Below are 20614 nucleotides of genomic sequence, written 5' to 3'. Positions count from 1 at the left end.
GCCGCCGGAGCCGCCGGACCCGCCGACCAGGACGCCGGCCACGAAGGCGCCGGCCAGGGAGGTGACCGCGGCCGCCGTCAGCAGCGGGCGTACGACGAGCCGCCGGCGCGGCCCGCGGGCAGGCGCGGCGGCGGTGAGGATCGCACCGACCGGCGCGGGGCCGGTGGGGTAGTCCTCCCAGAGGCGTTCGAGATCGGTCACTGGGGGCCTCCGGAGAGGTCGAGGAGATGGTCGTCGGCGGCGAGGTGGGCGAGTGCGCGGGAGAGCCGGCTCTTCACGGTCCCGGCGGGGACGCCGAGCACCTCGGCGGTCTGCCGCTCGCTCAGCTGCACGAAGTACCGCAGCACGACGACCTCCCGGTTGGGCTTGGACAGGCCGCCGAGCGCCCGGTGGACGGCGTCCGCGACGGCCACCCGGTCGGACGCGTCGGGCTCCGCCGTCCGCGACCCGTCCACCGGCACGTCGTACTGCCGGTCCTTCCACCAGCGGGTGCGCCGGACGTCGCGCAGGCAGTTGAGCAGCATCCGGTAGACGTAGGCGTCGCGGTTCTCCGCGCTGCTGACCCGGCTCCAGCCGGTGTAGCAGCGCACGAGCGTCGTCTGGGCCAGGTCCTCGGCCTCGTGCGGCCGGGCGCCGAGGAAGACCGCGGCACGGACCAGCGACGGCCAGCTCCGCCGGACGTACTCGGCGTACGCCGTCTCGGTGTCGGGTTCCACGTGCCCTCCTGTTCTGGACCTACGACGGAGCGAGGGGCCGGGAGGGTTCCATCGGCTTCTCAACGGATGGAGGCGGATGGAAGAGTGGGGTCATGGCAGACAGCGCGCGCCCGTACGACGTCGTCCTGTTCGGAGCCACCGGCTTCACCGGGGGACTCACCGCCGACTACCTCGCCGCCCACGCGCCGGCCGGCCTGCGCTGGGCGCTCGCGGGGCGCAGCGAGCAGCGGCTCGCCGCCGTCCGCGACCACCTCGCCGCGTCGGACGAGAGCCTCGCGGACCTGCCGCTGCTCGTCGCCGACGCCGAGGACGCCGACGCGCTGGCCGAGGTGGTGGCGACGACCAAGGTCGTGGCCACGACGGTCGGCCCGTACGTCGAGCACGGCGGCCCGCTCGTCGCCGCGTGCGCCAACGCCGGCACCGACTACGTCGACCTCACCGGCGAGCCCGAGTTCGTCGACCGGACCTACGTCGAGCACAACGCGGCGGCCGAGGGCTCCGGCGCCCGGCTGGTCCACTCCTGCGGCTTCGACTCGATCCCCCACGACCTCGGCGCGTACTTCACCATCCAGGAGCTGGCGGCGGAGGTCGGCGGGGAGATCACCACCCCGGTGACCATGCGCGGCGTCGTCCGCACCAGGGCCGGCTTCTCCGGCGGCACCTTCCACTCCGCCCTCACCGCGTTCTCCCGGGCCCGGCAGATGAAGGAGGCGTCGAGCGCGCGGCGCCGGATGGAGCCGCGTCCCGAGGACCGTCGCTCCCGGGCCGTCGCGGGCCGGCCCCGCCGCGACCACGACCTGGGCTACTGGCTGCTGCCGCTGCCCACGATCGACCCGTTCGTCGTCGCGCGCAGCGGCGCCCACCTGGCGTCGTACGGTCCGGCGTTCAGCTACTCCCACTACGCGGGCACCAAGACCCTGCGGTACGCCGCCGGCGGCGCCGTCGGCGTCACGGGCCTGACCCTGGCCGCGCAGGTCCCGCCGCTGCGCAACGCCCTGCTGAAGCGGGTCCCGCAGGGGGAGGGGCCGTCGCCGGCTCGGCGGGAGAAGTCGTGGTTCACCGTCGACTTCGTCGCCGAGACCGCCGGGACGACGGTCCGTACCCGGGTCTCCGGCGGCGACCCGGGCTACACCGAGACCGCCAAGATGCTGGCCGAGTCCGCGCTGTGCCTCGCCCTCGACGACAACCCGAACGTCGCCGGGCAGGTCACCACCGCCACCGCGATGGGCGATGCGCTGCTCGCCCGGCTGCAGCGGGCGGGCATCGCCTTCGAGCGCCGCTGAGGCCGAGCCCGCTCGGAGGGGCCTGGGGGTGGGGCTGGCTCGGGGCGGGTGGGCGCTGTAACACGTTGTCCACCCCTCTAGCAGCCCGGTGTCGTCGCGACACGCCGGCGACACGCCGTGTCCAGCGACGACATGGGGCGGGTAGGCAGGTGGACAACGTGTTACAGCGCCCGAGCGCCGAGCGCCGATCCACCGGCTGGACGGAGCCCACAACGAATCCGTGCCAAGCCTGTGGGTTCTCCACTGTCACGAGCCCGGGTCGGGGTGGAAGGGTCGGGATCGTGCCTCCGGTCTCTCGAATCGCCATCGTCAACCGTGGTGAAGCGGCGATGCGCCTGATCCACGCGGTCCGCGACCTCAACGCCCGGCGCACGCCGGAGACGGGGCAGAGCGGGGGGATCCGCACCGTCGCGCTCTACACCGACGTCGACGCGGGGGCGACGTTCGTCCGCGAGGCCGACGAGGCCTACCTGCTGGGAGCGGCGGCCGACCGTCCGTACCTCGACCTGGCCGCGCTCGAGCTCGCTCTCACCCGGACCCAGGCGGACGCGGCCTGGGTCGGCTGGGGCTTCGTGGCCGAGGACCCGGCGTTCGCCGAGCTGTGCGACCGGCTCGGCGTCACCTTCATCGGCCCGAGCGCGGACGCGATGCGCAAGCTCGGCGACAAGATCGGCTCGAAGCTGATCGCCGAGGAGGTCGGCGTCCCGGTGGCGCCGTGGAGCCGCGGTGGCGTCGACACCCTCGAGGAGGCGCTCGCCAGCGCCGAGGAGATCGGGTACCCGCTGATGCTCAAGGCCACCGCCGGCGGCGGCGGGCGCGGCATCCGCAAGGTCGCCTCCGGCGACGAGCTCGCCGAGGCCTACCAGCGCACCCGCGACGAGGCCGAGCGCGCGTTCGGCAGCGGCGTGGTGTTCCTGGAGAAGCTGGTCACCGACGCCCGCCACGTCGAGGTCCAGGTGATCGCCGACGGGCAGGGCACCGCCTGGGCGATCGGCGTCCGCGACTGCTCGGTGCAGCGGCGCAACCAGAAGGTGATCGAGGAGTCCGCCTCCCCTCTGCTGACCGACGAGCAGACCGACGAGCTCAAGGCGTCCGCCGAGCGGCTCGCCAACGCGGTCGGGTACGCCGGCGCGGGCACCGTCGAGTTCCTCTACCACCCGGGCGAGCGGACCTTCGCGTTCCTCGAGGTCAACACCCGGCTCCAGGTCGAGCACCCGATCACCGAGGAGGTGACCGGCACCGACCTCGTCGCCCTGCAGATCCAGGTCGCCCGCGGCATCCCGCTGACGGGGGACCGCCCCAGCGAGCGCGGCCACGCCGTCGAGGCCCGGCTCAACGCCGAGGACCCCGACCGCGACTTCGCGCCCGCGCCGGGCCGGATCAGCCGCCTGGAGTTCCCCGCCGGCCCGGGCATCCGGGTCGACACCGGCGTCGCCGAGGGCGACACCATCCCGGCCGACTTCGACTCGATGATCGCCAAGGTGATCGCCTGGGGCGCCGACCGCGACCAGGCACTGGCCCGGCTGCGCCGCGCGATGGGCGAGACCACGGTCGTCATCGACGGCGGCGCCACCAACAAGAGCTTCATCCTCGACCTCCTCGACCAGCCCGAGGTCACCGCCGGCACGCCCGCCTGGGCCGACACCGGGTGGATCGACCGGGTGCGCGGCGAGGGCCGGCTGCAGGCCGCCCGCCACTCCGGCGTGGCGCTGGTCGCCGCCGCCATCGAGGCGTACGACGAGGAGGAGCGCGCCGAGATCGCGCGTCTGCTGCAGACCGCCCAGGGCGGCCGGCCGCAGGTGCAGCACGACCCGGCCCGCACGATCGAGCTCAAGCTGCGCGGCGCGACGTACGCCCTGACCGTCCGGCAGACCGGACCCGCGCGCTACCAGGTCACGGTGGCCGCCGGCGCCGACGAGCGCACCGTCACCGCGACCCTGGACCGGATCGACGAGGTGCACGGCCGGCTCACCGTCGACGGCCACCGGTTCCGGCTGGTGACCTCCAGCCACGGCCCGGTCCACCTGGTCGAGGTCGACGACGTCATGCACCGGATCAGCCGCGACGAGGGCGGCATGGTCCGCTCGCCCGCGCCGGCGCTCGTCGTCTCCACCCCGCTCGCGGTCGGCGACGAGGTGGTCGCCGGGCACCCGGTGCTGGTGCTGGAGTCGATGAAGATGGAGACCGCGCTCACCGCGCCGTTCACCGGCCGGGTCAAGGAGCTGCTGGTCCGGGTCGGGAGCCAGGTCGAGACGGGCGCGCCGCTGGTGCGCCTCGAGCCCACCGGCGACGCCGACGAGGAGCAGGCCGGCGCGGGCCGGTACGGCGACCTCGACCTCCCGGAGCCCCTGCCGACCCCCGCGCCCGTCGCGGGGCCGGGGCGGGCCGCCGAGGCGCTGGCCGCCCTCAGCAGCCAGCTGCTGGGATACGACGTCGAGCCGGACCAGCGCTCCGCGCTGCTCGCGACCTATCTCACCGGTCGCGACGACCGCGAGCCGGCGGACACCCTGCGCGCCGAGATGGACCTGCTCTCGCTGTTCACCGACTTCGCCGAGCTCAGCCGCAACCGCCCCGGCGGTGACGAGCCGCATGCCGAGCTGCGCGTGCACAGCTCGCGGGAGTACTTCCACACCTACCTGCGCAGCCTCGACCCCGACCGGGGCGCCCTCCCCGACCACTTCCGCGACAAGCTGCTCCGAGTCCTCGCGCACTACGGCGTCACCGACCTGGACCGCACCCCGGAGCTGGAGCGGGCGGTGTTCCGGGTGTTCCTGGCCCAGCAGCACCCCTCCGACGTCGAGATCGCGGTGGGCGTCCTGCAGCGGTGGCTGAGCGCCCCGCCGCCCCCGGCGGAGGAGCGGGCCGCCGCCCGGGCGCTGCTGGAGCGGATGGTGCGCGCCACCCAGCTGCGGTTCGCGGTGGTCGGCGACCTGGCCCGGTCCATCCGGTTCGGCTGGTTCGACCAGCCGCTCGTCGACGACGAGCGGCGGGCGGTCCTCGAGGGCGTGGCCGCCGAGGTCGCCGCCCTGGAGGACGCGGACGCCCCCGATCGCGACGCCCGGATCGCCGCTCTCACCGCGATCCCCGAGCAGCTGGTCGGCTTCCTCCGCGACCGGCTGATCGAGGGACCGCCGGTCCGGGAGCCGCTGCTGGAGGTGCTGATCCGCCGGCACTACCTGGAGTACGACCTCCACGACCTGACCGTCACCGGTCCCGACGAGCACGCCGGCCGCCCGGTCGTGCACGCGGAGTACGCCACCGACGAGAAGGGCGCGACCCGCGTCGTGTCGACCATCGGCGACGTGACCGAGCTCGCCGACCCCGACAGCCCCCTCGGTACGGCGATCGGGTCGGCCCTCACCGCCGACCACGACGACGTCGTCGAGATCTACCTGCGCTGGCCGGACGCCCCCGCCGACCCCGACCTGGCCTCGGCCGAGGTCGCCAAGCTGCTCGCCGGGCAGGATTTCGCCGCCCGCGCCCGCCGGGTCTCGGTCGCCGTCTGCCCGGCCGCACCGCAGCCGGTCGACTACTTCACCTTCCGCCCCGATCCCCAGGCGGAGGGCGGGACCCTGGTCGAGGACACCCTGGTCCGCGGCATGCACCCGATGGTGGGCCGCCGGCTCAACCTGGGACGCCTCTCGGAGTTCGACGTGACCCGGCTCGCCGCCCCCGAGGACGTGCTCCTCTACGAGTGTGTGGCCCGCGCCAACCCGGCCGACCGGCGACTGGTGGCGGCCGCGCAGGTGCGCCAGCTCGCCGTCGTACGCGATGACGAGGGGCGGGTGATCGCCCTCCCGCACGCCGAGCGCGCCGTCGAGAACTGCCTCGAGGCGATCCGGCGAGTGCGCACCGCCCGCGGCCGCGAGGGCACCAAGCTCGACGTCAACCACGTCTGGGTGACCGTGTGGCCCGTCGTCGAGGCCGACCTCGACCAGCTCACCGCGTTGCAGGGCAAGATCACGCCGCTCAGCGAGGGCGCCGGGATCGAGGAGGTGCTCGCCGAGGGCCGGGTGGCCGGTCCCGACGGCACCCCGACGCCGCTCGCCATCCGGTTCCACGCCAAGCCCGGCGCCGGGGTGGTCGCCGACATCGTCGAGCCGCCGACCGAGCCGCTGGCTCCGCTGGACGAGTACGCCGGCAAGGTGCTCCGCGCCCGCCGCCGGGGCCTGGTCTACCCCTACGAGCTCCAGCCGGTGCTCGCGGGCGGCGGCACCGTGGTCGAGCACGACCTGGACGCGTCCGGGACCCTCGTGCCCGTCGACCGGGCACCCGGCCAGAACACCGCCGGCATGATCGTCGCCGTCGTCAGCACCCCGACCGCGCTGCACCCCGAGGGCATCACCCGCGTGGTCCTGTGCGGCGACCCGCTGAAGTCCCTCGGCGCCCTGTCGGAGCCCGAGTGCGCGCGGGTGATCGCGGCGATCGACCTCGCCGCGTCGATGGGCGTGCCGGTCGAGTGGTTCGCGGTCTCGGCCGGTGCCCGGATCTCGATGGAGAGCGGCACCGAGAACATGGACTGGGTGGCCGAGGCGCTGCGCCGGATCGTCCAGTTCACCCAGGACGGCGGCGAGATCAACATCGTCGTCGCCGGGATCAACGTCGGCGCCCAGCCGTACTGGAACGCCGAGGCCACGATGCTGATGCACACCAAGGGCATCCTGGTGATGACGCCGGACAGCGCGATGGTGCTGACCGGCAAGCAGTCCCTGGACTTCTCCGGCGGCGTCTCGGCCGAGGACAACCACGGCATCGGCGGCTACGACCGGGTGATGGGCCCGAACGGCCAGGCGCAGTACTGGGTGCCCGACCTGGCCGGCGCGTTCGGCGTGCTGATGGCGCACTACGACCACACCTATGTCGTACCCGGGGAGACCGGGCCGCGGCGCGCGCCCACGACCGACCCGGTCTCGCGCGACGTGACGTCGTACCCGCACGAGGGCGACTTCGCCACCGTCGGCGAGATCTTCTCCGCGGAGCACAACCCCGACCGCAAGCGGCCCTTCGACATCCGCACCGTGATGCGGGCGCTGGCCGACGCCGACCACGCGATGCTCGAGCGCTGGGCCGGCATGGCCGACGCCGACACCGCCGTCGTCGTCGACACCCGGATCGGCGGCTACCCGGTCAGCCTGGTCGGCATCGAGTCCAAGCCGGTCCCGCGCGCGGGCTTCCCGCCACCGACGGCCCGGACACCTACACCGCGGGCACCCTGTTCCCGCGCTCGTCGAAGAAGGTCGCCCGCGCGATCAACGCCGCCTCCGGCAACCGCCCGCTCGTCGTCCTCGCCAACCTGTCGGGCTTCGACGGCTCGCCGGAGTCGATGCGCAACCTGCAGCTGGAGTACGGCGCCGAGATCGGCCGCGCGATCGTCAACTTCGAGGGCCCGATCGTGTTCTGCGTGATCTCGCGCTACCACGGCGGCGCGTTCGTGGTCTTCTCCAAGCGCCTGAACCCGGCGATGACCGTGCTCGCCATCGAGGGCTCCTACGCCTCGGTGCTCGGCGGTGCCCCCGCGGCCGCCGTCGTGTTCGCCGCCGAGGTCGCCAAGCGCGCCGCCGCGGACCCCCGGGTCGCGGCCCTGGAGGAGCGGATCGACGCCCTTGCCGGCGACGACGGCGAGCGGGGCGCGCTCGTGGTCGAGCTCGCCGAACTCCGCGCCCAGCTGCGCGCGGACAAGATCGCCGAGGTGGCCGCCGAGTTCGACGGCGTGCACGACATCCACCGCGCCGTCGAGGTCGGCTCGGTCGACGAGGTGATCGCGGCCCGGGACCTGCGGCCGAAGGTGGTCGAGGCGATCGAGAAGGGGCTCGGCCGCGGCTGAGCCGATCCGTCAGTCGATCCCGAGGTAGTTGAGCCAGAGCCGGGTGAGGTCGTCGGCGGCGGCGTCGACGTCCTCGCGGTGCCCGAAGACGTACCAGACGTAGGCGAGCCGCTCGGTCATCGCGCCGAGCACGAAGGCGGCCGTGGCGGGGTCGACGTCGGGCGAGACCTCCCCGGCCGCCTGCCAGCGGGCGATCGCGCGCTCGGTGCGGCTGCGGTAGTACCGGTTCCGCTCGGCCAGGACGTCGGGGAGGTCGGACTGGCCGAGGGCGGCCGCCTCGACGCTCTTCCAGAAGCCCGAGTTGCGCTTGAACGAGCTGAGGTAGAGCGCGTTGGTCTCGCGGATCCGCTGGGCGGGGTCGACCGATCCACCCGACCGGCTCGGCACCAGCTCGCCGTAGACCTCGTCCTCGACGGTGATCAGCAGTTGCCGGAACAGGTCGTCCTTGTTCTCGAAGTGCAGGTAGAACGTGCCCGCGGCGACACCGGCCTCCTTGGTGATGTCGGAGACCCGGGTCTTGTGCAGGCCCTTCCGCTCCAGGACGCGGCGTCCGGCGCGGAGCAGGGCGCCGCGGGTCCGGTGCGCCTGGGTCGTCTGAGGGGTGCGCTCGGTCGTCATCGGACGCTCTCCGGGGTCATCCGCAGGATCGAGGCCCAGGCGCCGGCGATCACCGCGGTGGCCTCGTCGAGGTCCGGCCGGTCGGACCCGGTGCACCATTGCTGGACGGTCTGCTCGATGAGGGCGATGAGGGCGTCGACCACGACGGCGCTGTCGACACCCGGGTCGATCCAGCCCTGCTCGGCCCAGAAGCCGAGCTCGTCGGTGAGGGTGCGGGTCAGCGGGTCGGCCTGGTCCCGCAGCGCGGTGGCGATCTGGACGTTGCCCAGGGCGGCGGCGTTGATCATCCGCCAGGTCGCGGCACCCTCGATCAGCCCGGTGACCTGGAGCCGGACGACCTCGTACAGCCAGGCGCGTGCGCTCGCGGCGTCGGAGAAGCGGGCCCGCGGCACCTGGGCGGCCAACTCTCGGCGGACCTGCTCGACGACCTCGAGGAAGAGCACCTCCTTGGTGTCGAAGTAGGTGTAGAAGCTCCCTGCCGCGACGCCGGCGCGTTTGGTCACGTCGATCACCCGGGCGCCGTGGAGCCCCTTCTCGGTGAAGACGTCGACGGCGGCGTCGACCAGCGCCTGCCGGGTCGGAGGGAGGGTCACCGGGCCGCCTCTCGGGGACGTGGATGGTCGTTCGGACTGCCCGAAGGCTAGCCAGTACGCCACGGGGACGCCAGAATTGAACGTTAATTCAAGCTATCTGAATTCTGCGTCACCGACCTGAACGGGGAGTGCCAGGCGGTCAGATCGCGCTGGAACTGGTGGGATCCGCCGTGGCCCGGTCGACCCAGTGTGTCCCTTGACACACCTTCGGAGGGCGCGGTAGGACTACCCACATGAATGAAAATTCAACGCGGTACGACGACCGCCGGGTGCTCGTCACCGGGGGCGCTCGCGGCCTCGGCGCCGCGGTCGTCGCGTCCTTCGCCGCCGGCGGCGCGCGGGTCGCGGTCTGGGACGCGCCCACTCCGATGGCGCTCGACTACCCGCTCTCCGGCGCCGCCGAGCTCGATGCGGCGCGGGTCGCGGTCGGCCCCACCGGTCACGTCGCCGCGGTCGACGTCCGCGACGTGGCACAGGTCCGGTCCGAGCTGCCCGCGACCGTCGCCGCGCTCGGCGGGCTCGATGTCGTCGTCTGCGCCGCGGGCGTGCGCACCGCCGCCACGGCGGCGACGATGAGCGACGCCGCCTGGGACGCCGTCGTCGACACGAACCTGCACGGGACCTACCACGTGCTGCGGGAGGCGCTGATCCACCTCGAGGAGTCCGGCCGCGGCCGGATCGTCGTCGTCGCCGCCGAGGAGGGGCGCCGCGGCGCCTTCGGGCTCAGTCACTACGCCGCCGCCGCGTGGGCGCAGATCGGACTGGCGAAGTCGCTGGCCCACGAGGTGGCCGAGCACGGCATCGCCGTCGGTGTCGTGTGCCCCGGCGTGATGGACACCGCGATGACCAGCGACCCGGCGTACTGGTCGGTGCTGCAGGCGGGGCGCGACGGCTCCCTCGCGGTGGCCGCGCCCGACCGGGCCGAGGCGGAGCACGCGCTGCGGGTGCGCCACCCCAGCCACACGACGTACGTCTCCGTCGACGCGGTGGTCCGCGCCGTCGACCAGCTGGTCGCCGAGCCGGGGCTGGACCGCACCGGTGCCGTCGTCGACGTCTCGGCGGGACTGGCCGCCGCCAACACGGCCTGAGCCCGCCGAGCAACGAGGAGAGGACGACGATGAGGAACTTCGACGGCAGGACCGCGCTGGTCACCGGCGCCGCCAAGGGGCAGGGCCGCTCCCACGCGATCGCGCTCGCCCAGCGGGGAGCCGATCTGGTGCTGGTCGACATCGCGGCGCAGATCCCGTGTGCCTCGCGGATGGGCACGCCCGAGGAGCTGGACGAGACCGCTCGTGTCGTCGAGTCGCTGGGTGCCTCGTGCCTGACCCTCAAGGCCGACACCCGCAGCCCCGAGCAGATGCGCGACGCCGTCGCCGCCGCCGTCGACCGGTTCGGGCGCGTCGACGTGCTGCTCGCCAACGCGGGCATCGCCGCGTTCGGGCCGGTCCGCACGATGGCGGACGACGTCTGGCGCGACGTCGTCGACGTGAACCTCGGGGGAGTGGCGGCCAGCATCCGCGCGGTCGCGCCGGTGATGGCCGAGCAGCGTTCCGGCCGGATCGTCGCGACCGCGTCGGCCGTCGGCCGCGAAGGTGGTCCCAACAATGCCAACTACGCGGCGTCGAAGTGGGGCGTGATCGGACTCGTGAAGTCCGTCGCGATCGAGCTGGCCCCCTACGGCGTGACGGTCAACGCCATCTCGCCGATGTCGGTCTCGACCGACATGTGCCACAACGACCTCACCTACGGGCTCTTCCGCCCCGACCTGGAGGCGCCGACCACCGACGACGTACGCGCGACCTTCGCCACGCTCAACCCGATGGCGGTGCCGTGGATCGAGGTCGGCGACGCGACCGAGGCCGTCCTCTTCCTCGCCTCCGACGAGGCCCGCTACATCACCGGCACGGCGCTCGACGTCGCCGGTGGCTGGAACGCCTTCCACAGCGCCTGACGCATCCCGCCGACCCTCTCCCGACACACCAAGGAGCCTCCACCGTGACCTTCGACCCCACCGACAAGCTCTCCGACCTCGCCGCCGGCGGCCCGGCGCTGTTCTTCCCCGACCCGCCCGCGCAGGTCACCTTCAACTTCGACCAGGGCATCGCGGCCGAGGAGACCTTCCCGCTCGACGACTTCAACCGGCTGATGGGCGAGGTCCTCGACCGCGACGGCGGCCGGGCGCTGGAGTACATCTCCTTCGGCTACGAGGAGGAGACCGACCAGATCGTCTACCTGCCGACCTACATCGAGCTCATGCTCGGCCACACCGGCCTGCGCGAGGAGGTCGCCGCCTGGCTGGCCAAGACGCAACAGGTCGACGGGATCGGCGCGGACAACCTGATCCTCACGTCCGGCTCGGTGCAGGCCATCGCGCTCGCGGTCAACGCGCTGGTCAACCCCGGCGACGGCGTCCTCGTCGAGAAGGCCACGTTCCCCTACGCCATGCGCTTCATGCAGATGCGCGGCGCCGACATCCGCACCGTCGAGATCGACGAGCACGGCCTGGTCGTCGAGTCCCTGGTGGAGCGGCTCGAGGAGATGCGTCGCGACGGCGTCACGCCCAAGCTGCTCTACGTCATCCCGACCTTCCAGCTGCCGACCTGCGTCGTGATGCCCGAGGAGCGGCGTCGCCGGCTGCTCGAGGTGGCCGAGGAGTACGACTTCGTCATCCTCGAGGACTCCATCTACGCCGACCTGCGCTACAGCGGCGACCCGGTTCCCTCCCTGCTCAGCATGGACACCGAGGGCCGGGTCATGCAGAGCCACGGCTTCTCGAAGGTGCTCGCTCCGGCGCTGCGGATCGGCTGGATCGCCGCGCCGGAGCGGTTGATCCACGCGCTCGCGTCGGTGCGCCAGGACCTCGGCGTCAGCCAGTGGATCTGCCGGATGCTCACCGAGTACCTCAAGGAGGGCCGGCTCGACCCGCACATCGAGCGCGCCAACGCGGTCTACCGGCGCAAGCGGGACCTGGCCGTCGCGGCGGTGCGCGAGCACTGCGGCGGGCTGGTCACCTTCGACGTCCCGGACGGCGGCTACTACCTCTGGCTCAAGATCGCCGAGAACGTCGACTGGGAGAAGGCCCAGCACGAGGCGGCGATGGCCGGTGTCTTCTGCCGCCCGGGAGAGAAGTTCCTCGGCCAGGAGGCCGGCCAGGGCTACCTCCGCCTGGCCTACAGCCACGCGCCCGACCACGAGCTCGCGCGCGGCATCAAGGCCCTCGGAGAGGCGATCGTCGCGAACGCGCGCTGACCGCCGCCGCCGACCCCCGCCACCACCTGCTGTTCCCGGCGCCCAGGCCGGGGACGGAGCTCGGGCGCCCGAAACACCCGATACCGAACCCAACGAGAGGAATGCCCGTGCCTTCCAACAACCTCCCTCGATCGCGCCGCCGCGGCGCCGTGATCGCCGCTCTGGTGGTGGCCGCCACGGTCGCGCTCGCCGGCTGCAACAGCTCCGACACCGACGGTGGCGACGACGGACCGGCCGCCAGCGGTCCCTGGCTCGACGATGCCAAGGCCGCCGCCGAGAACGCCGTCCAGGTGCCGTCCGAGATCGCCGTCGCGTCGCTCGGCCCGGTCGAGCCGCCGGCCTCGATGACCGTCTACTTCGTCGGCTGCGACCAGTCGATCCCGGGCTGCGTGGCCCAGGTCGAGGGCGTGCGCCAGGCGACCGACGCGCTCGGCTTCGACCTGGAGGTGTGCGACGCGAAGAGCGACGTCGCCTCCTTCCAGAACTGCATGAGCCAGGCGGTCAACGCCAAGCCCGACGTCATCGTCAACAACGCCCGGCCCTCGGCCGACGCGTCCGAGGCCTACGCCAAGGCGCACGAGCTCGACATCCCGGTGATCGGGCAGTTCACCGCACAGCTCCCGGACCCGGAGAAGGGCAACACCGTCGAGGTCGGCAACGTCTGCCAGATCGAGGGCGAGCTGCTCGGCAACTACATCGTCGCCGAGTCCGGCGGCAAGGCGAACGTCGCGATCTTCGCCGACACCGTCTACCAGTGCAACGGCCAGCGTGCCGACGGCGTCAAGGCCGTGCTCGACACCTGCCCGAGCTGCACGGTGAGCGTCGACCGGTTCAGCGTCGCGACGGCGCAGACCGATCTGCCGCCGGCGCTCCAGGCCAAGATCCAGTCCAACCCGCAGCTCAACTGGGTGGTCAGCACGCCCGGTTTCTCGGGTGTGATGGCGGCCGACGCCGTCCGCCAGGCGGGCAAGCAGGACGGCATCTCCGTCGGCACCTTCGACGGTGACGAGCCCACGCTCGCGCTCGTGCGTCAGGGCGACATCATCAAGGCGGATGTGGCGTCCGGCGTCTACGAGAACGGCTGGACCGTCGTCGACGCGGCGTTGCGGCTCAAGGCCGGGCAGACCATCCCGGACAACATCGAGAACCCGACGCAGCTGCTGATGACCCAGGAGAGCGCGCCGGCGAGCGGCACCTACGAGGGCGCCGACGGCTTCCGTGACCAGTTCACCGCGCTCTGGGGCGTCGGCTGAGCCGACGGTGGCAGTGAGAGCGGAGACACGATGACCACGGAGGACGCGGCAGCCCTGGAGCTGCTCGGGATCGTCAAGACGTTCCCCGGGCAGCGGGCCCTCGACGGCGTCGACTTCACGGTCGCGCGCGGCGAGATCCACGCCCTGCTGGGGCACAACGGCTCCGGGAAGTCGACCCTGATCAAGGTGCTCTCCGGGTTCCACCAGCCCGACGCCGGACACTGCTCCGTCGCCGGATCGCGGCTGCGGTTCGGCGACGGAGTGGCGGTGAGCCGGGCCGGCGTCCGGATCATCCACCAGGACATCGGCCTGGTCGACGAGCTGTCGGTGCTGGAGAACCTCCGCCTCGGCGTCGGCACCTACCGGTCGGCCACCCTCGGTGCGATCCGTTGGCGCGGCGAGCGCGCCGCCGCCCGGGCCCGGCTCGCCGACCTCGGCCTCGGTCACATCGATCCCGGGGCCGAGGTGGCCGGGCTCTCCGCCGTCGAGCGCACCGAGGTCGCGATCGCCCGTGCGATCGACGACCCCGACGCGATCCGGGTCCTCGTCCTCGACGAGGCCTCGGCCGCGCTGCCCGAGGAGCAGGTCCAGCACCTGTTCCGGCTGGTTCGCACGCTCGCGGCCCGCGGCGTCGGCGTGGTCTACGTGACCCACCGGCTGGAGGAGGTCATCGACCTCGCCGACCGGGTGACGGTGCTGCGCGACGGCGCCGTCGTCCTGCAGGAGAGCGTCTCCGCGCTCACCCGCGAGGACCTCGCCCGGGTCATCGCGGGCAGCGATGTCCAGGCGGTGCACGGGACCGACCGCGCCGTCGGCCGGACGACGGGCGAGCCGGTGCTCGAGCTCGCCGACGTCGTCGCGGGGCGCGAGCTCACCGGTGCCAGCCTCGCCCTGCGCGAGGGCGAGGTCCTGGGCGTGGCCGGCCTGGCCGGCTCGGGCGTGCACGAGGTGGTCCGGCTGCTCCAGGGCCGCGCGACGCTGAGCTCCGGCTCCGTCGCGGTCGGCGGCGCGCCCGTGCGTCGGCCGGGCGTCCGCTCGTTGCGGCGCCTCGGGGTCGCCGTGCTGCCGGGGGAGCGCGACCAGAAGCGGATCACCGGCATGACGGTGGCCGAGAACATCACGATCGCCGACCTGGCGCCGTACTGGAGGGGCGGGCGGTTCCGGCACCGCGCCGAGCGCGCGGATGCCGTCGCCCTGGTCGAGCGCTACCGGATCAGGCCACCCGACGTGCAGCGGCCGATCGAGCTGCTCAGCGGCGGCAACGCCCAGAAGGCCTATGTGGCGCGGCTCCTGCGGACCGCGCCGCGCGTGCTGGTCCTCGAGGAGCCGACCCACGGCGTGGACGTCGGCGGCACCGCCGAGATCCTGCGCCTGCTCGTGGAGGCGGCGCGCAGCGAGGGGACCGCCGTGCTCCTGTGCTCCTCCGACACCGACGACCTCGCCGCCACCTGCGACCGCGTCCTGGTGCTGCGCGACGGGACGGTCACCGACGAACTAACCGACAAGGAGATCACCCGTGAGCGAATCGTTGAGCTCTGCTACGCAGCCGGCTGAGGAGGTGACGACGGCCCGGGCCACCGAGCACCGGGCCGGCCGGGTCGGCCTCGACCTGCTCGACCGCTGGGCCGGCCCCCTCCTGCTGGTGGCGATGATCGTGGCGTTCACGATCGCCTCTCCCGGTGTCTTCCTGACGAGCAGCAACCTGCTCGCGGTGGTGAACAACCAGACGATCACCGCGGTGGTGGCGCTGGGCCTGCTGTTCCCGCTCGCGGCCGGTGTCTTCGACATCTCGATCGGCGGGGTGCTGACCCTGGCGGTGATCACGTCGGCGTTCACCTTCCAGCAGACGGCCGGTGCGATGCCGGTGCCCCTCGCCATCCTGATCACGCTGCTGGTCGGCGCGACCGCGGGTCTGCTCAACGCACTGCTCGTCGTGCGGCTCACCATCGACCCGTTCATCGTCACCCTCGGCTCGGGCTCGATCTTCCTCGGTCTCTCGCAGCTGGTCGCGAACGGCCAGGTCGTCTCGCGCGACATCCCGACCGCGTTCACCGACCTCGGGCGCGGCGAGCTCTTCGGCATCCCGAACCCGATCGTGCTGGTCGTCGTCCTCGCGCTCGTCGTCTACTACGTGCTGGAGATGACCCCCTGGGACGGATGATCTACGCCACCGGATTCGGCCGCGAGCAGTCCCGGCTGGCGGGCGTGCCGACCAACCGGATCCTGGTCCTGGCGTTCGTGGTCTCCGGCTTCTGCGCCTCGCTCGCCGGACTCGTCTACACCTCCCGGATCGGCACGGGACAGCCGGACGTCGGCGCGCAGTACCTCCTGCCGTCGTACGCTGCGGCCTTCCTCGGCTCGACCATGATCAAGCCGGGTCGCTTCAACGTGCCCGGCCTGCTCGTCGGCCTGGCGATCCTCGCCATCGGCATCAACGGCCTGCAGCTGCAGGGGATCCCGTTCTGGGTGATCTCCACGTTCCAGGGCGGCGCGCTCATCCTCGCCGTCGTCCTCACCAAGCTCCGCAAGCTCTCGGCGCGCGCGGACGGCTGAGCGCCGTACGCCATCGCACCGACGACCCCGATCACCCGACCACCTGACAGGAGAACGACATGGGCAAGCTCGACGGCAGGACCGCGCTGATCACCGGCGCCGCCCGCGGACAGGGGCGCTCGCACGCCCTGACGCTCGCCGCGGAGGGGGCGAACGTGATCGCGGTCGACCTCTGCGCGGACCTCGTGACCATCCCGTACCCGCTCGCCACCCCCGAGGACCTGGCCGAGACGAAGGCACAGGTCGAGGCGCTCGGCGTCGCCTGCCACACGGTGCGCTGCGACGTCCGCGACACCGAGGCGATCGAGGCCGTCGTCACCGACGGCGTCGACCGGTTCGGCGCGCTCGACATCGCCGTCGCCAACGCCGGCGTCTGCGGTTTCGCGAAGTTCTGGGAGCTCGACGACGCCGCCTGGGACGAGATGATCGGCGTCGACCTGACCGGCGTCTTCAAGACGATGCGCGCCGCGGTCCGGCCGATGCTCCGACAGGGGCGCGGGCGGATCGTCGCCACCTCGTCGATGGGCGGGCGGATGGGCAACCCCAATCTCGCGCACTACGTCGCCGCGAAGTGGGGCGTGATCGGCCTCGTGAAGACCCTCGCCCTGGAGGCGGCGGCGTCCGGGATCACCGTGAACGCCGTCTGCCCGGCGACGGTCGACACGGCGATGGTCCACAACGACGCGCTCTACGGGCTCTTCTGTCCCGACCTCGACGCGCCGACCAGGGAGCAGGTCGAGCCGGCGTACGCCGCGATGAGCCCGATGGGCGTCGCGTGGGTGGCACCCGAGGACATCTCGAAGGCCGTTCTCTACCTGGTCTCGGACGACGCCCGCTACGTCAGCGGCACGACCATCGACGTCAGCGCCGCCGCGTCCGCGGGCATGCCGTGAGGGGCTACAACCCGCCGCACCTGCGCTTCGACGGGATGTCGCAGGCGGTGCGCAGCGGCGACTTCGTGGTGCTGTCCGGTCAGGTCGCGCTCGACGCCTCGGCCAAGATCGCCACGGACGATCCCTACGAGCAGGCCCAGCAGTGCTTCGAGAACATCCGGCTGGCCCTGGCCGAGGCGGACGCGACGCTGGCGCAGGTCACCAAGCTGGTGTGCTACCTGACGGACCCGGCCCACTTCCCGTCGTACAGCAAGGCGAAGGGGGAGGTGTTCCCCGTCGACGGCGCCCCGGCGAGCACGACCGTCGTCGTCTCGGCCCTGCTCGACCCGCGGATGCTGCTCGAGGTCGAGGCCTGGGCGTACGTCGGCGACGGCTCGGCGTGACCGCGGTGCCCAGGCAGCAGGCGGTGCTCACCCTCGCCGAGGCCCTGGTGGTGCTCCGGCGCGCCCTGGACGAGGCGGAGCGGCTCGAGGTCCCGGTCGCCGTCGCGGTCACCGATCCCGGCGGGGAGCCGGTCGCGACGGCCCGGATGGACGGCGTGTCGGAGCTCGTCGCGGCGGCCGCTCGGGGCAAGGCGCGCACCGCGGCCGCCCTGGGGGTCCCCACCCTGCTGTGGGAGGAGCGTGGCCGCACCGAGCCCTCCTTCGTCGCCGCCGTCGGCACCGTGCCCGGGTTCACTCCGCTGGGCGGGGGCGAGCCGGTCCGGGCCGGTGCGGCCGTGGTCGGTGCGGTCGGCGTCAGTGGCGGCACCGCCGACCAGGACGCCGCGATCGCCCGCGTCGCGGCGCAGGCCGCTCACTGACCGCTCACTGACCGCTCACTGACCGCTCAGTGACCGAGCACCGAGCGGCGCAGGACGGCGAACGGGTCCTGCTCGTCGCGTCGCCCGCGCGGGCCGTCGCCCTCGGGGGCGAGCATCCGGCCGCTGTCGTCGCGGGTCCATTCCCGCACGGCGAAGCGCTCCCGGATCCGCCAGCCGGCAGCGGTGCGCACGAAGTGGTCGACGTAGCGGAAGCCCGAGGTGAAGTTCCTCCGCGGGTCGCTCCCCGGCGTGCCCCAGTGCACCGCGGTCCCGTAGGTCTCCGCCACCGCGTGGTCGCCGTCGATCTCGGCGAGGTGGTTGCCGACCAGATGCATGGTGCCGTCGAGCGCCGGCAGGAGCTCGCGCAGCCAGGCGACGTACGCGTCGGCCGTGCCGCTGAATCCGGTGTGGTGGTCGACGCCGTCCTCGGCGTACACCGCCCGGATCCCGTCGAAGTCGAGACGGTCGACCGCTCGGCAGTAGCGGAGAACGGTCTCGTGGATCTCGCGCCGGTCGGGGTCGGGCATAGGCACTCCTCGGAAGGATCTCAACGGTGTCACGGTAGGCCACAGCGGCACGGGCGGGCCTCGCGTGGGAGCGAGGAGCGCTGCTCCCCGGCTGATCCTCACACGGGCGTGATCGGCAGCGACCGGCGCGGCTGGAAGGCGAACGTCGCGCCGGTGCTGAACCGGGTCACCGCGACCTCGTCGGCCTCGGGCGCGGGCTGGTCGCGGCGGACGACGCTCGCGAGCCAGGCGTCGTCCGGCAGCGCCGCGACCTCGACGTCCAGGTGCGGGTCGACAGCGCGCACGATCGCCTGGAGGGCGGCGGTCCAGTCCGGTCCGCACAGGGCGACCCACGCCTCGTCCTCGTGGGCGGCCGAGGGGCGTACGACGACGGCCGCCGCGTCGGCCGATGCGTCGACGTACGCCGCCGGGTTGAGGAGCGGGTGCACGGCGAGCAGCCGGGTGGCGGCCGTGACCGGGTCGTCGCGGCGGTCGAGGCCGAGCGCGCGGGCGAGCCGTTCGGCGCCGATGCCGGCGACGCCCACGAGCTGCTTGCGGCGGATCCTCAGAAGGTCGTCGGTGGTCTCGGTGCGCTCGGCCACCGCGAGCGCGAACGCCCGGTCCAGCAGGTGCATCTGCAGGCAGACCTCGTCGGCGATCCGCACCAGCGCGGAGTGGGAGAAGGCCGCGAAGTCCACGTCGGAGAGCAGCGGCCCGGCGTAGTCGGACGCGCCCTCGTCCGAGGGATCGATCGGCGCCAGCTCCAGCGTGGCGGCCCGTGACTGCTCGTTGACCGCGAGCGCCGGGACGGGCGTCGGCTCGGGGTGGGACTCGTCGATGATCACCGTCCACGCGCAGTGCGGGTGCCGGTCGGCCGGGGTTCGCGGAGGCCGGTGGATCGGGCGCACCCGGGCGTGCGGGTTGGTCGCGATCGCGGTGGCGTCGAAGGTCGGGTCCTCGATGTCGTGGCACATGCCGCGCACGTAGTCCTCGCCCATCGGCTCCACGTCCATCAGCGCGCCGCAGTGGTCGAGCCGGAACTCGCCGTGCCACGGGTCGTGCACCGTGTAGCGGAAGTCCATGAACTGCGGGGGCGCGCCGATGTCGAGCTGCAGCCCCTTGAAGATCGTCACCACGTCACCGCGCCCGGCGACCGCGGGCGCGTAGCCGAGCGCCTCCTGCATCCGCCGCGTGTAGATCGGCGAGGCCGCCGCCCACTCCTCGATCGCGATCCGCAGCATCTCCTCGCGGCCGAACGCCGCGATGCACCACGCCATCCCGGAGCGGTCGATGAGCTGGCCCATCAGCAGCAGCTCGGGTACGACGACCGCGAGCTCCGCGCGCGACAGCTCGGCGTACCGGCTGGCTGGCGTGTTGCCGCGCCCCATGCGAATTCGTCGCGAATCGCCCGAATCTGCGACGGATTCGCGTGGGGCGCCGTTCACGAGAGCCCCATGCGGGAGGCCATCTTGTCGAGATAGGTGAGCACGGCGGACTCGTCGGAGTCGGGCACGCCCCAGATCAGCTCGGACGCGCCGGCGGCCGTCCAGTCCGCGAAGTCCTCCTCGGTGGGCCGCTTGGCGACCAGGATCCGCACGTCGGGCTGGCCCTCACGGCCGGCGTCGGCCCAGGCCTTGCGCAGCCTGTCGGCGTTGGCGGCGACGTCGCTGGTGGTCGGCGTGGTCATCCAGCCGTCGGCGTTGGCGGCGATCCAGGCGAAGGTCTGGGGGCCCGCGCCGGCGCCGACGATGACGGGGATCCGACCCTGCGGGGGCTTCGGGTAGGCCCAGCTCGGGCCGAACGAGACGAACTCGCCGTCGTACGACGCCTCCTCCTGCGTCCACAGCGCCCGCATCGCCTCGAGGTACTCCTTGAGCACGGTCCGGCGCTTGCCGGCGGGCACGTGGTGGTCGGTCAGCTCGTCGGTGTTCCAGCCGAAGCCGGCGCCGATCGTGACCCGCCCGCCGGAGAGGTGGTCGAGCGTGGCGAGGGTCTTGGCGAGGGTGATCGGGTCGGACTCGACCGGCAGGGCCACGGCGGTCGACAGCCGGATCGTGGACGTGACCGCCGCGCAGGTGGCGAGCGAGACCCACGGGTCGAGGGTGCGCAGGTAGCGGTCGTCGGGCAGCTCCTCGCCGCCGGTGGGGTGCAGCGCGTCGCGGCGCACCGGGATGTGGGTGTGCTCGGGGACGTAGATGGTGTCGAAGCCGCGCTCCTCGGCCGCCTTCGCGAGGCGGGCCGGCGTGATGCCGCGGTCGGAGGTGAAGAGGACGATGCCGTTGCGCATGCGCCCAAACTAGAACGAGTTCTAGGAAATGTCTTGC

16 protein-coding genes and 2 pseudogenes are annotated in these 20614 nt (G+C 72.9%); 12 read left to right on the top strand and 6 right to left on the bottom strand.

Annotation, left to right across the window (positions count from 1 at the left end; genetic code table 11):
- Positions 1-197: 197 nt before the first annotated feature.
- Positions 198-716 carry a SigE family RNA polymerase sigma factor gene (locus tag FIV44_RS10135; protein WP_141004336.1) on the bottom strand — a complete coding sequence of 173 codons (519 nt, stop codon included), beginning with the start codon at positions 714-716 and terminating at the stop codon, positions 198-200.
- 92 nt (positions 717-808) lie between these two features.
- On the opposite strand from FIV44_RS10135, the gene FIV44_RS10130 reads away from it, so the two are divergent.
- The 3 genes and pseudogenes from FIV44_RS10130 (at position 809) to FIV44_RS33130 (ending at position 7823) form a co-directional block, all read left to right on the top strand.
- Entirely contained in the window at positions 809-1999 is a 1191-nt protein-coding gene (locus FIV44_RS10130) for a saccharopine dehydrogenase family protein (protein WP_141004335.1), read from the top strand.
- Between the two features lie 329 nt (positions 2000-2328).
- Positions 2329-7092, top strand: a pseudogene (locus FIV44_RS10125) (ATP-binding protein); the annotation flags it as partial.
- Positions 7062-7823, top strand: coding sequence for a carboxyl transferase domain-containing protein (locus tag FIV44_RS33130; protein WP_281285859.1), 762 nt, complete (start codon positions 7062-7064; stop codon positions 7821-7823). The pseudogene FIV44_RS10125 and the gene FIV44_RS33130, both read left to right, overlap by 31 nt.
- Before the next feature lie 9 nt (positions 7824-7832).
- Here the strand turns inward: FIV44_RS33130 and FIV44_RS10120 are convergent, their stop codons facing one another.
- Positions 7833-8441 carry a TetR/AcrR family transcriptional regulator gene (locus FIV44_RS10120; RefSeq protein WP_181411089.1) on the bottom strand — a complete coding sequence of 203 codons (609 nt, stop codon included), beginning with the start codon at positions 8439-8441 and terminating at the stop codon, positions 7833-7835.
- The gene (locus FIV44_RS30375) at positions 8438-9034 is read right to left on the bottom strand and encodes a TetR/AcrR family transcriptional regulator (protein WP_181411088.1); all 597 of its coding nucleotides are present in this window, start codon (positions 9032-9034) and stop codon (positions 8438-8440) included. Before FIV44_RS30375 ends, FIV44_RS10120 begins: the two co-directional genes overlap by 4 nt.
- Before the next feature lie 233 nt (positions 9035-9267).
- On the opposite strand from FIV44_RS30375, the gene FIV44_RS10110 reads away from it, so the two are divergent.
- From FIV44_RS10110 to FIV44_RS10065, 9 genes and pseudogenes are all read left to right on the top strand, one after another.
- Positions 9268-10122: an SDR family NAD(P)-dependent oxidoreductase gene (locus tag FIV44_RS10110; protein WP_141004333.1), complete on the top strand. Its 855-nt coding sequence runs from the start codon at positions 9268-9270 to the stop codon at positions 10120-10122.
- A gap of 29 nt (positions 10123-10151) precedes the next feature.
- Positions 10152-10985, top strand: coding sequence for a mycofactocin-coupled SDR family oxidoreductase (locus tag FIV44_RS10105; protein WP_141004332.1), 834 nt, complete (start codon positions 10152-10154; stop codon positions 10983-10985).
- A 44-nt stretch (positions 10986-11029) separates the two neighbouring features.
- Positions 11030-12283 (top strand): aminotransferase-like domain-containing protein, encoded by a 1254-nt coding sequence (locus FIV44_RS10100; protein WP_141004331.1) that lies wholly within the window; start codon positions 11030-11032, stop codon positions 12281-12283.
- A 107-nt stretch (positions 12284-12390) separates the two neighbouring features.
- Entirely contained in the window at positions 12391-13536 is a 1146-nt protein-coding gene (locus FIV44_RS10095; RefSeq protein ID WP_141004330.1) for a sugar ABC transporter substrate-binding protein, read from the top strand.
- Positions 13537-13566: 30 nt separating this feature from the next.
- Complete coding sequence (locus FIV44_RS10090; RefSeq protein WP_141004329.1) at positions 13567-15090, top strand: sugar ABC transporter ATP-binding protein; 1524 nt, start codon at positions 13567-13569, stop codon at positions 15088-15090.
- A gap of 94 nt (positions 15091-15184) precedes the next feature.
- Positions 15185-16089: pseudogene (locus tag FIV44_RS33985) on the top strand (ABC transporter permease).
- A 59-nt stretch (positions 16090-16148) separates the two neighbouring features.
- A complete protein-coding gene (locus tag FIV44_RS10075; RefSeq protein WP_141004326.1) occupies positions 16149-16982 on the top strand; it encodes a mycofactocin-coupled SDR family oxidoreductase in 834 nt (277 codons plus the stop codon).
- The gene (locus FIV44_RS10070; RefSeq protein ID WP_141004325.1) at positions 16979-17365 is read left to right on the top strand and encodes a RidA family protein; all 387 of its coding nucleotides are present in this window, start codon (positions 16979-16981) and stop codon (positions 17363-17365) included. The genes FIV44_RS10075 and FIV44_RS10070 overlap by 4 nt, the downstream gene beginning before the upstream one ends.
- Before the next feature lie 5 nt (positions 17366-17370).
- On the top strand, positions 17371-17784 hold the full coding sequence (locus tag FIV44_RS10065; RefSeq protein WP_141004324.1) for a GlcG/HbpS family heme-binding protein: 414 nt from the start codon (positions 17371-17373) through the stop codon (positions 17782-17784).
- Positions 17785-17810: 26 nt separating this feature from the next.
- On the opposite strand, the gene FIV44_RS10060 is transcribed toward FIV44_RS10065, so the two are convergent.
- The 3 genes from FIV44_RS10060 to FIV44_RS10050 all read right to left on the bottom strand — a co-directional run bounded on the left by FIV44_RS10060 (position 17811) and on the right by FIV44_RS10050 (position 20577).
- Complete coding sequence (locus FIV44_RS10060) at positions 17811-18311, bottom strand: nuclear transport factor 2 family protein (RefSeq protein WP_141004323.1); 501 nt, start codon at positions 18309-18311, stop codon at positions 17811-17813.
- 98 nt (positions 18312-18409) lie between these two features.
- Positions 18410-19678 carry a hypothetical protein gene (locus FIV44_RS10055; protein ID WP_141004322.1) on the bottom strand — a complete coding sequence of 423 codons (1269 nt, stop codon included), beginning with the start codon at positions 19676-19678 and terminating at the stop codon, positions 18410-18412.
- Between the two features lie 53 nt (positions 19679-19731).
- Positions 19732-20577 carry an LLM class F420-dependent oxidoreductase gene (locus FIV44_RS10050; protein WP_141004321.1) on the bottom strand — a complete coding sequence of 282 codons (846 nt, stop codon included), beginning with the start codon at positions 20575-20577 and terminating at the stop codon, positions 19732-19734.
- Positions 20578-20614 lie beyond the last annotated feature (37 nt).

Source organism: Nocardioides humi (assembly GCF_006494775.1).
Classification (GTDB): Bacteria; Actinomycetota; Actinomycetes; order Propionibacteriales; family Nocardioidaceae; genus Nocardioides; species Nocardioides humi.
Note: the sequence above shows the minus strand (reverse complement) of the source record. Positions and strands in the feature narration are given on the sequence as shown.

Bases quoted from the DNA above. Each gene is read 5' to 3' on its own strand.
- FIV44_RS10130 (WP_141004335.1), top strand. From the start codon at position 809: ATGGCAGACAGCGCGCGCCCGTACGACGTCGTCCTGTTCGGAGCCACC.
- FIV44_RS10120 (WP_181411089.1), bottom strand. From the start codon at position 8,441: ATGACGACCGAGCGCACCCCTCAGACGACCCAGGCGCACCGGACCCGC.
- FIV44_RS10110 (WP_141004333.1), top strand. From the start codon at position 9,268: ATGAATGAAAATTCAACGCGGTACGACGACCGCCGGGTGCTCGTCACC.
- FIV44_RS10105 (WP_141004332.1), top strand. From the start codon at position 10,152: ATGAGGAACTTCGACGGCAGGACCGCGCTGGTCACCGGCGCCGCCAAG.
- FIV44_RS10090 (WP_141004329.1), top strand. From the start codon at position 13,567: ATGACCACGGAGGACGCGGCAGCCCTGGAGCTGCTCGGGATCGTCAAG.
- FIV44_RS10075 (WP_141004326.1), top strand. From the start codon at position 16,149: ATGGGCAAGCTCGACGGCAGGACCGCGCTGATCACCGGCGCCGCCCGC.
- FIV44_RS10060 (WP_141004323.1), bottom strand. From the start codon at position 18,311: ATGCCCGACCCCGACCGGCGCGAGATCCACGAGACCGTTCTCCGCTAC.
- FIV44_RS10055 (WP_141004322.1), bottom strand. From the start codon at position 19,678: ATGGGGCGCGGCAACACGCCAGCCAGCCGGTACGCCGAGCTGTCGCGC.
- FIV44_RS10050 (WP_141004321.1), bottom strand. From the start codon at position 20,577: ATGCGCAACGGCATCGTCCTCTTCACCTCCGACCGCGGCATCACGCCG.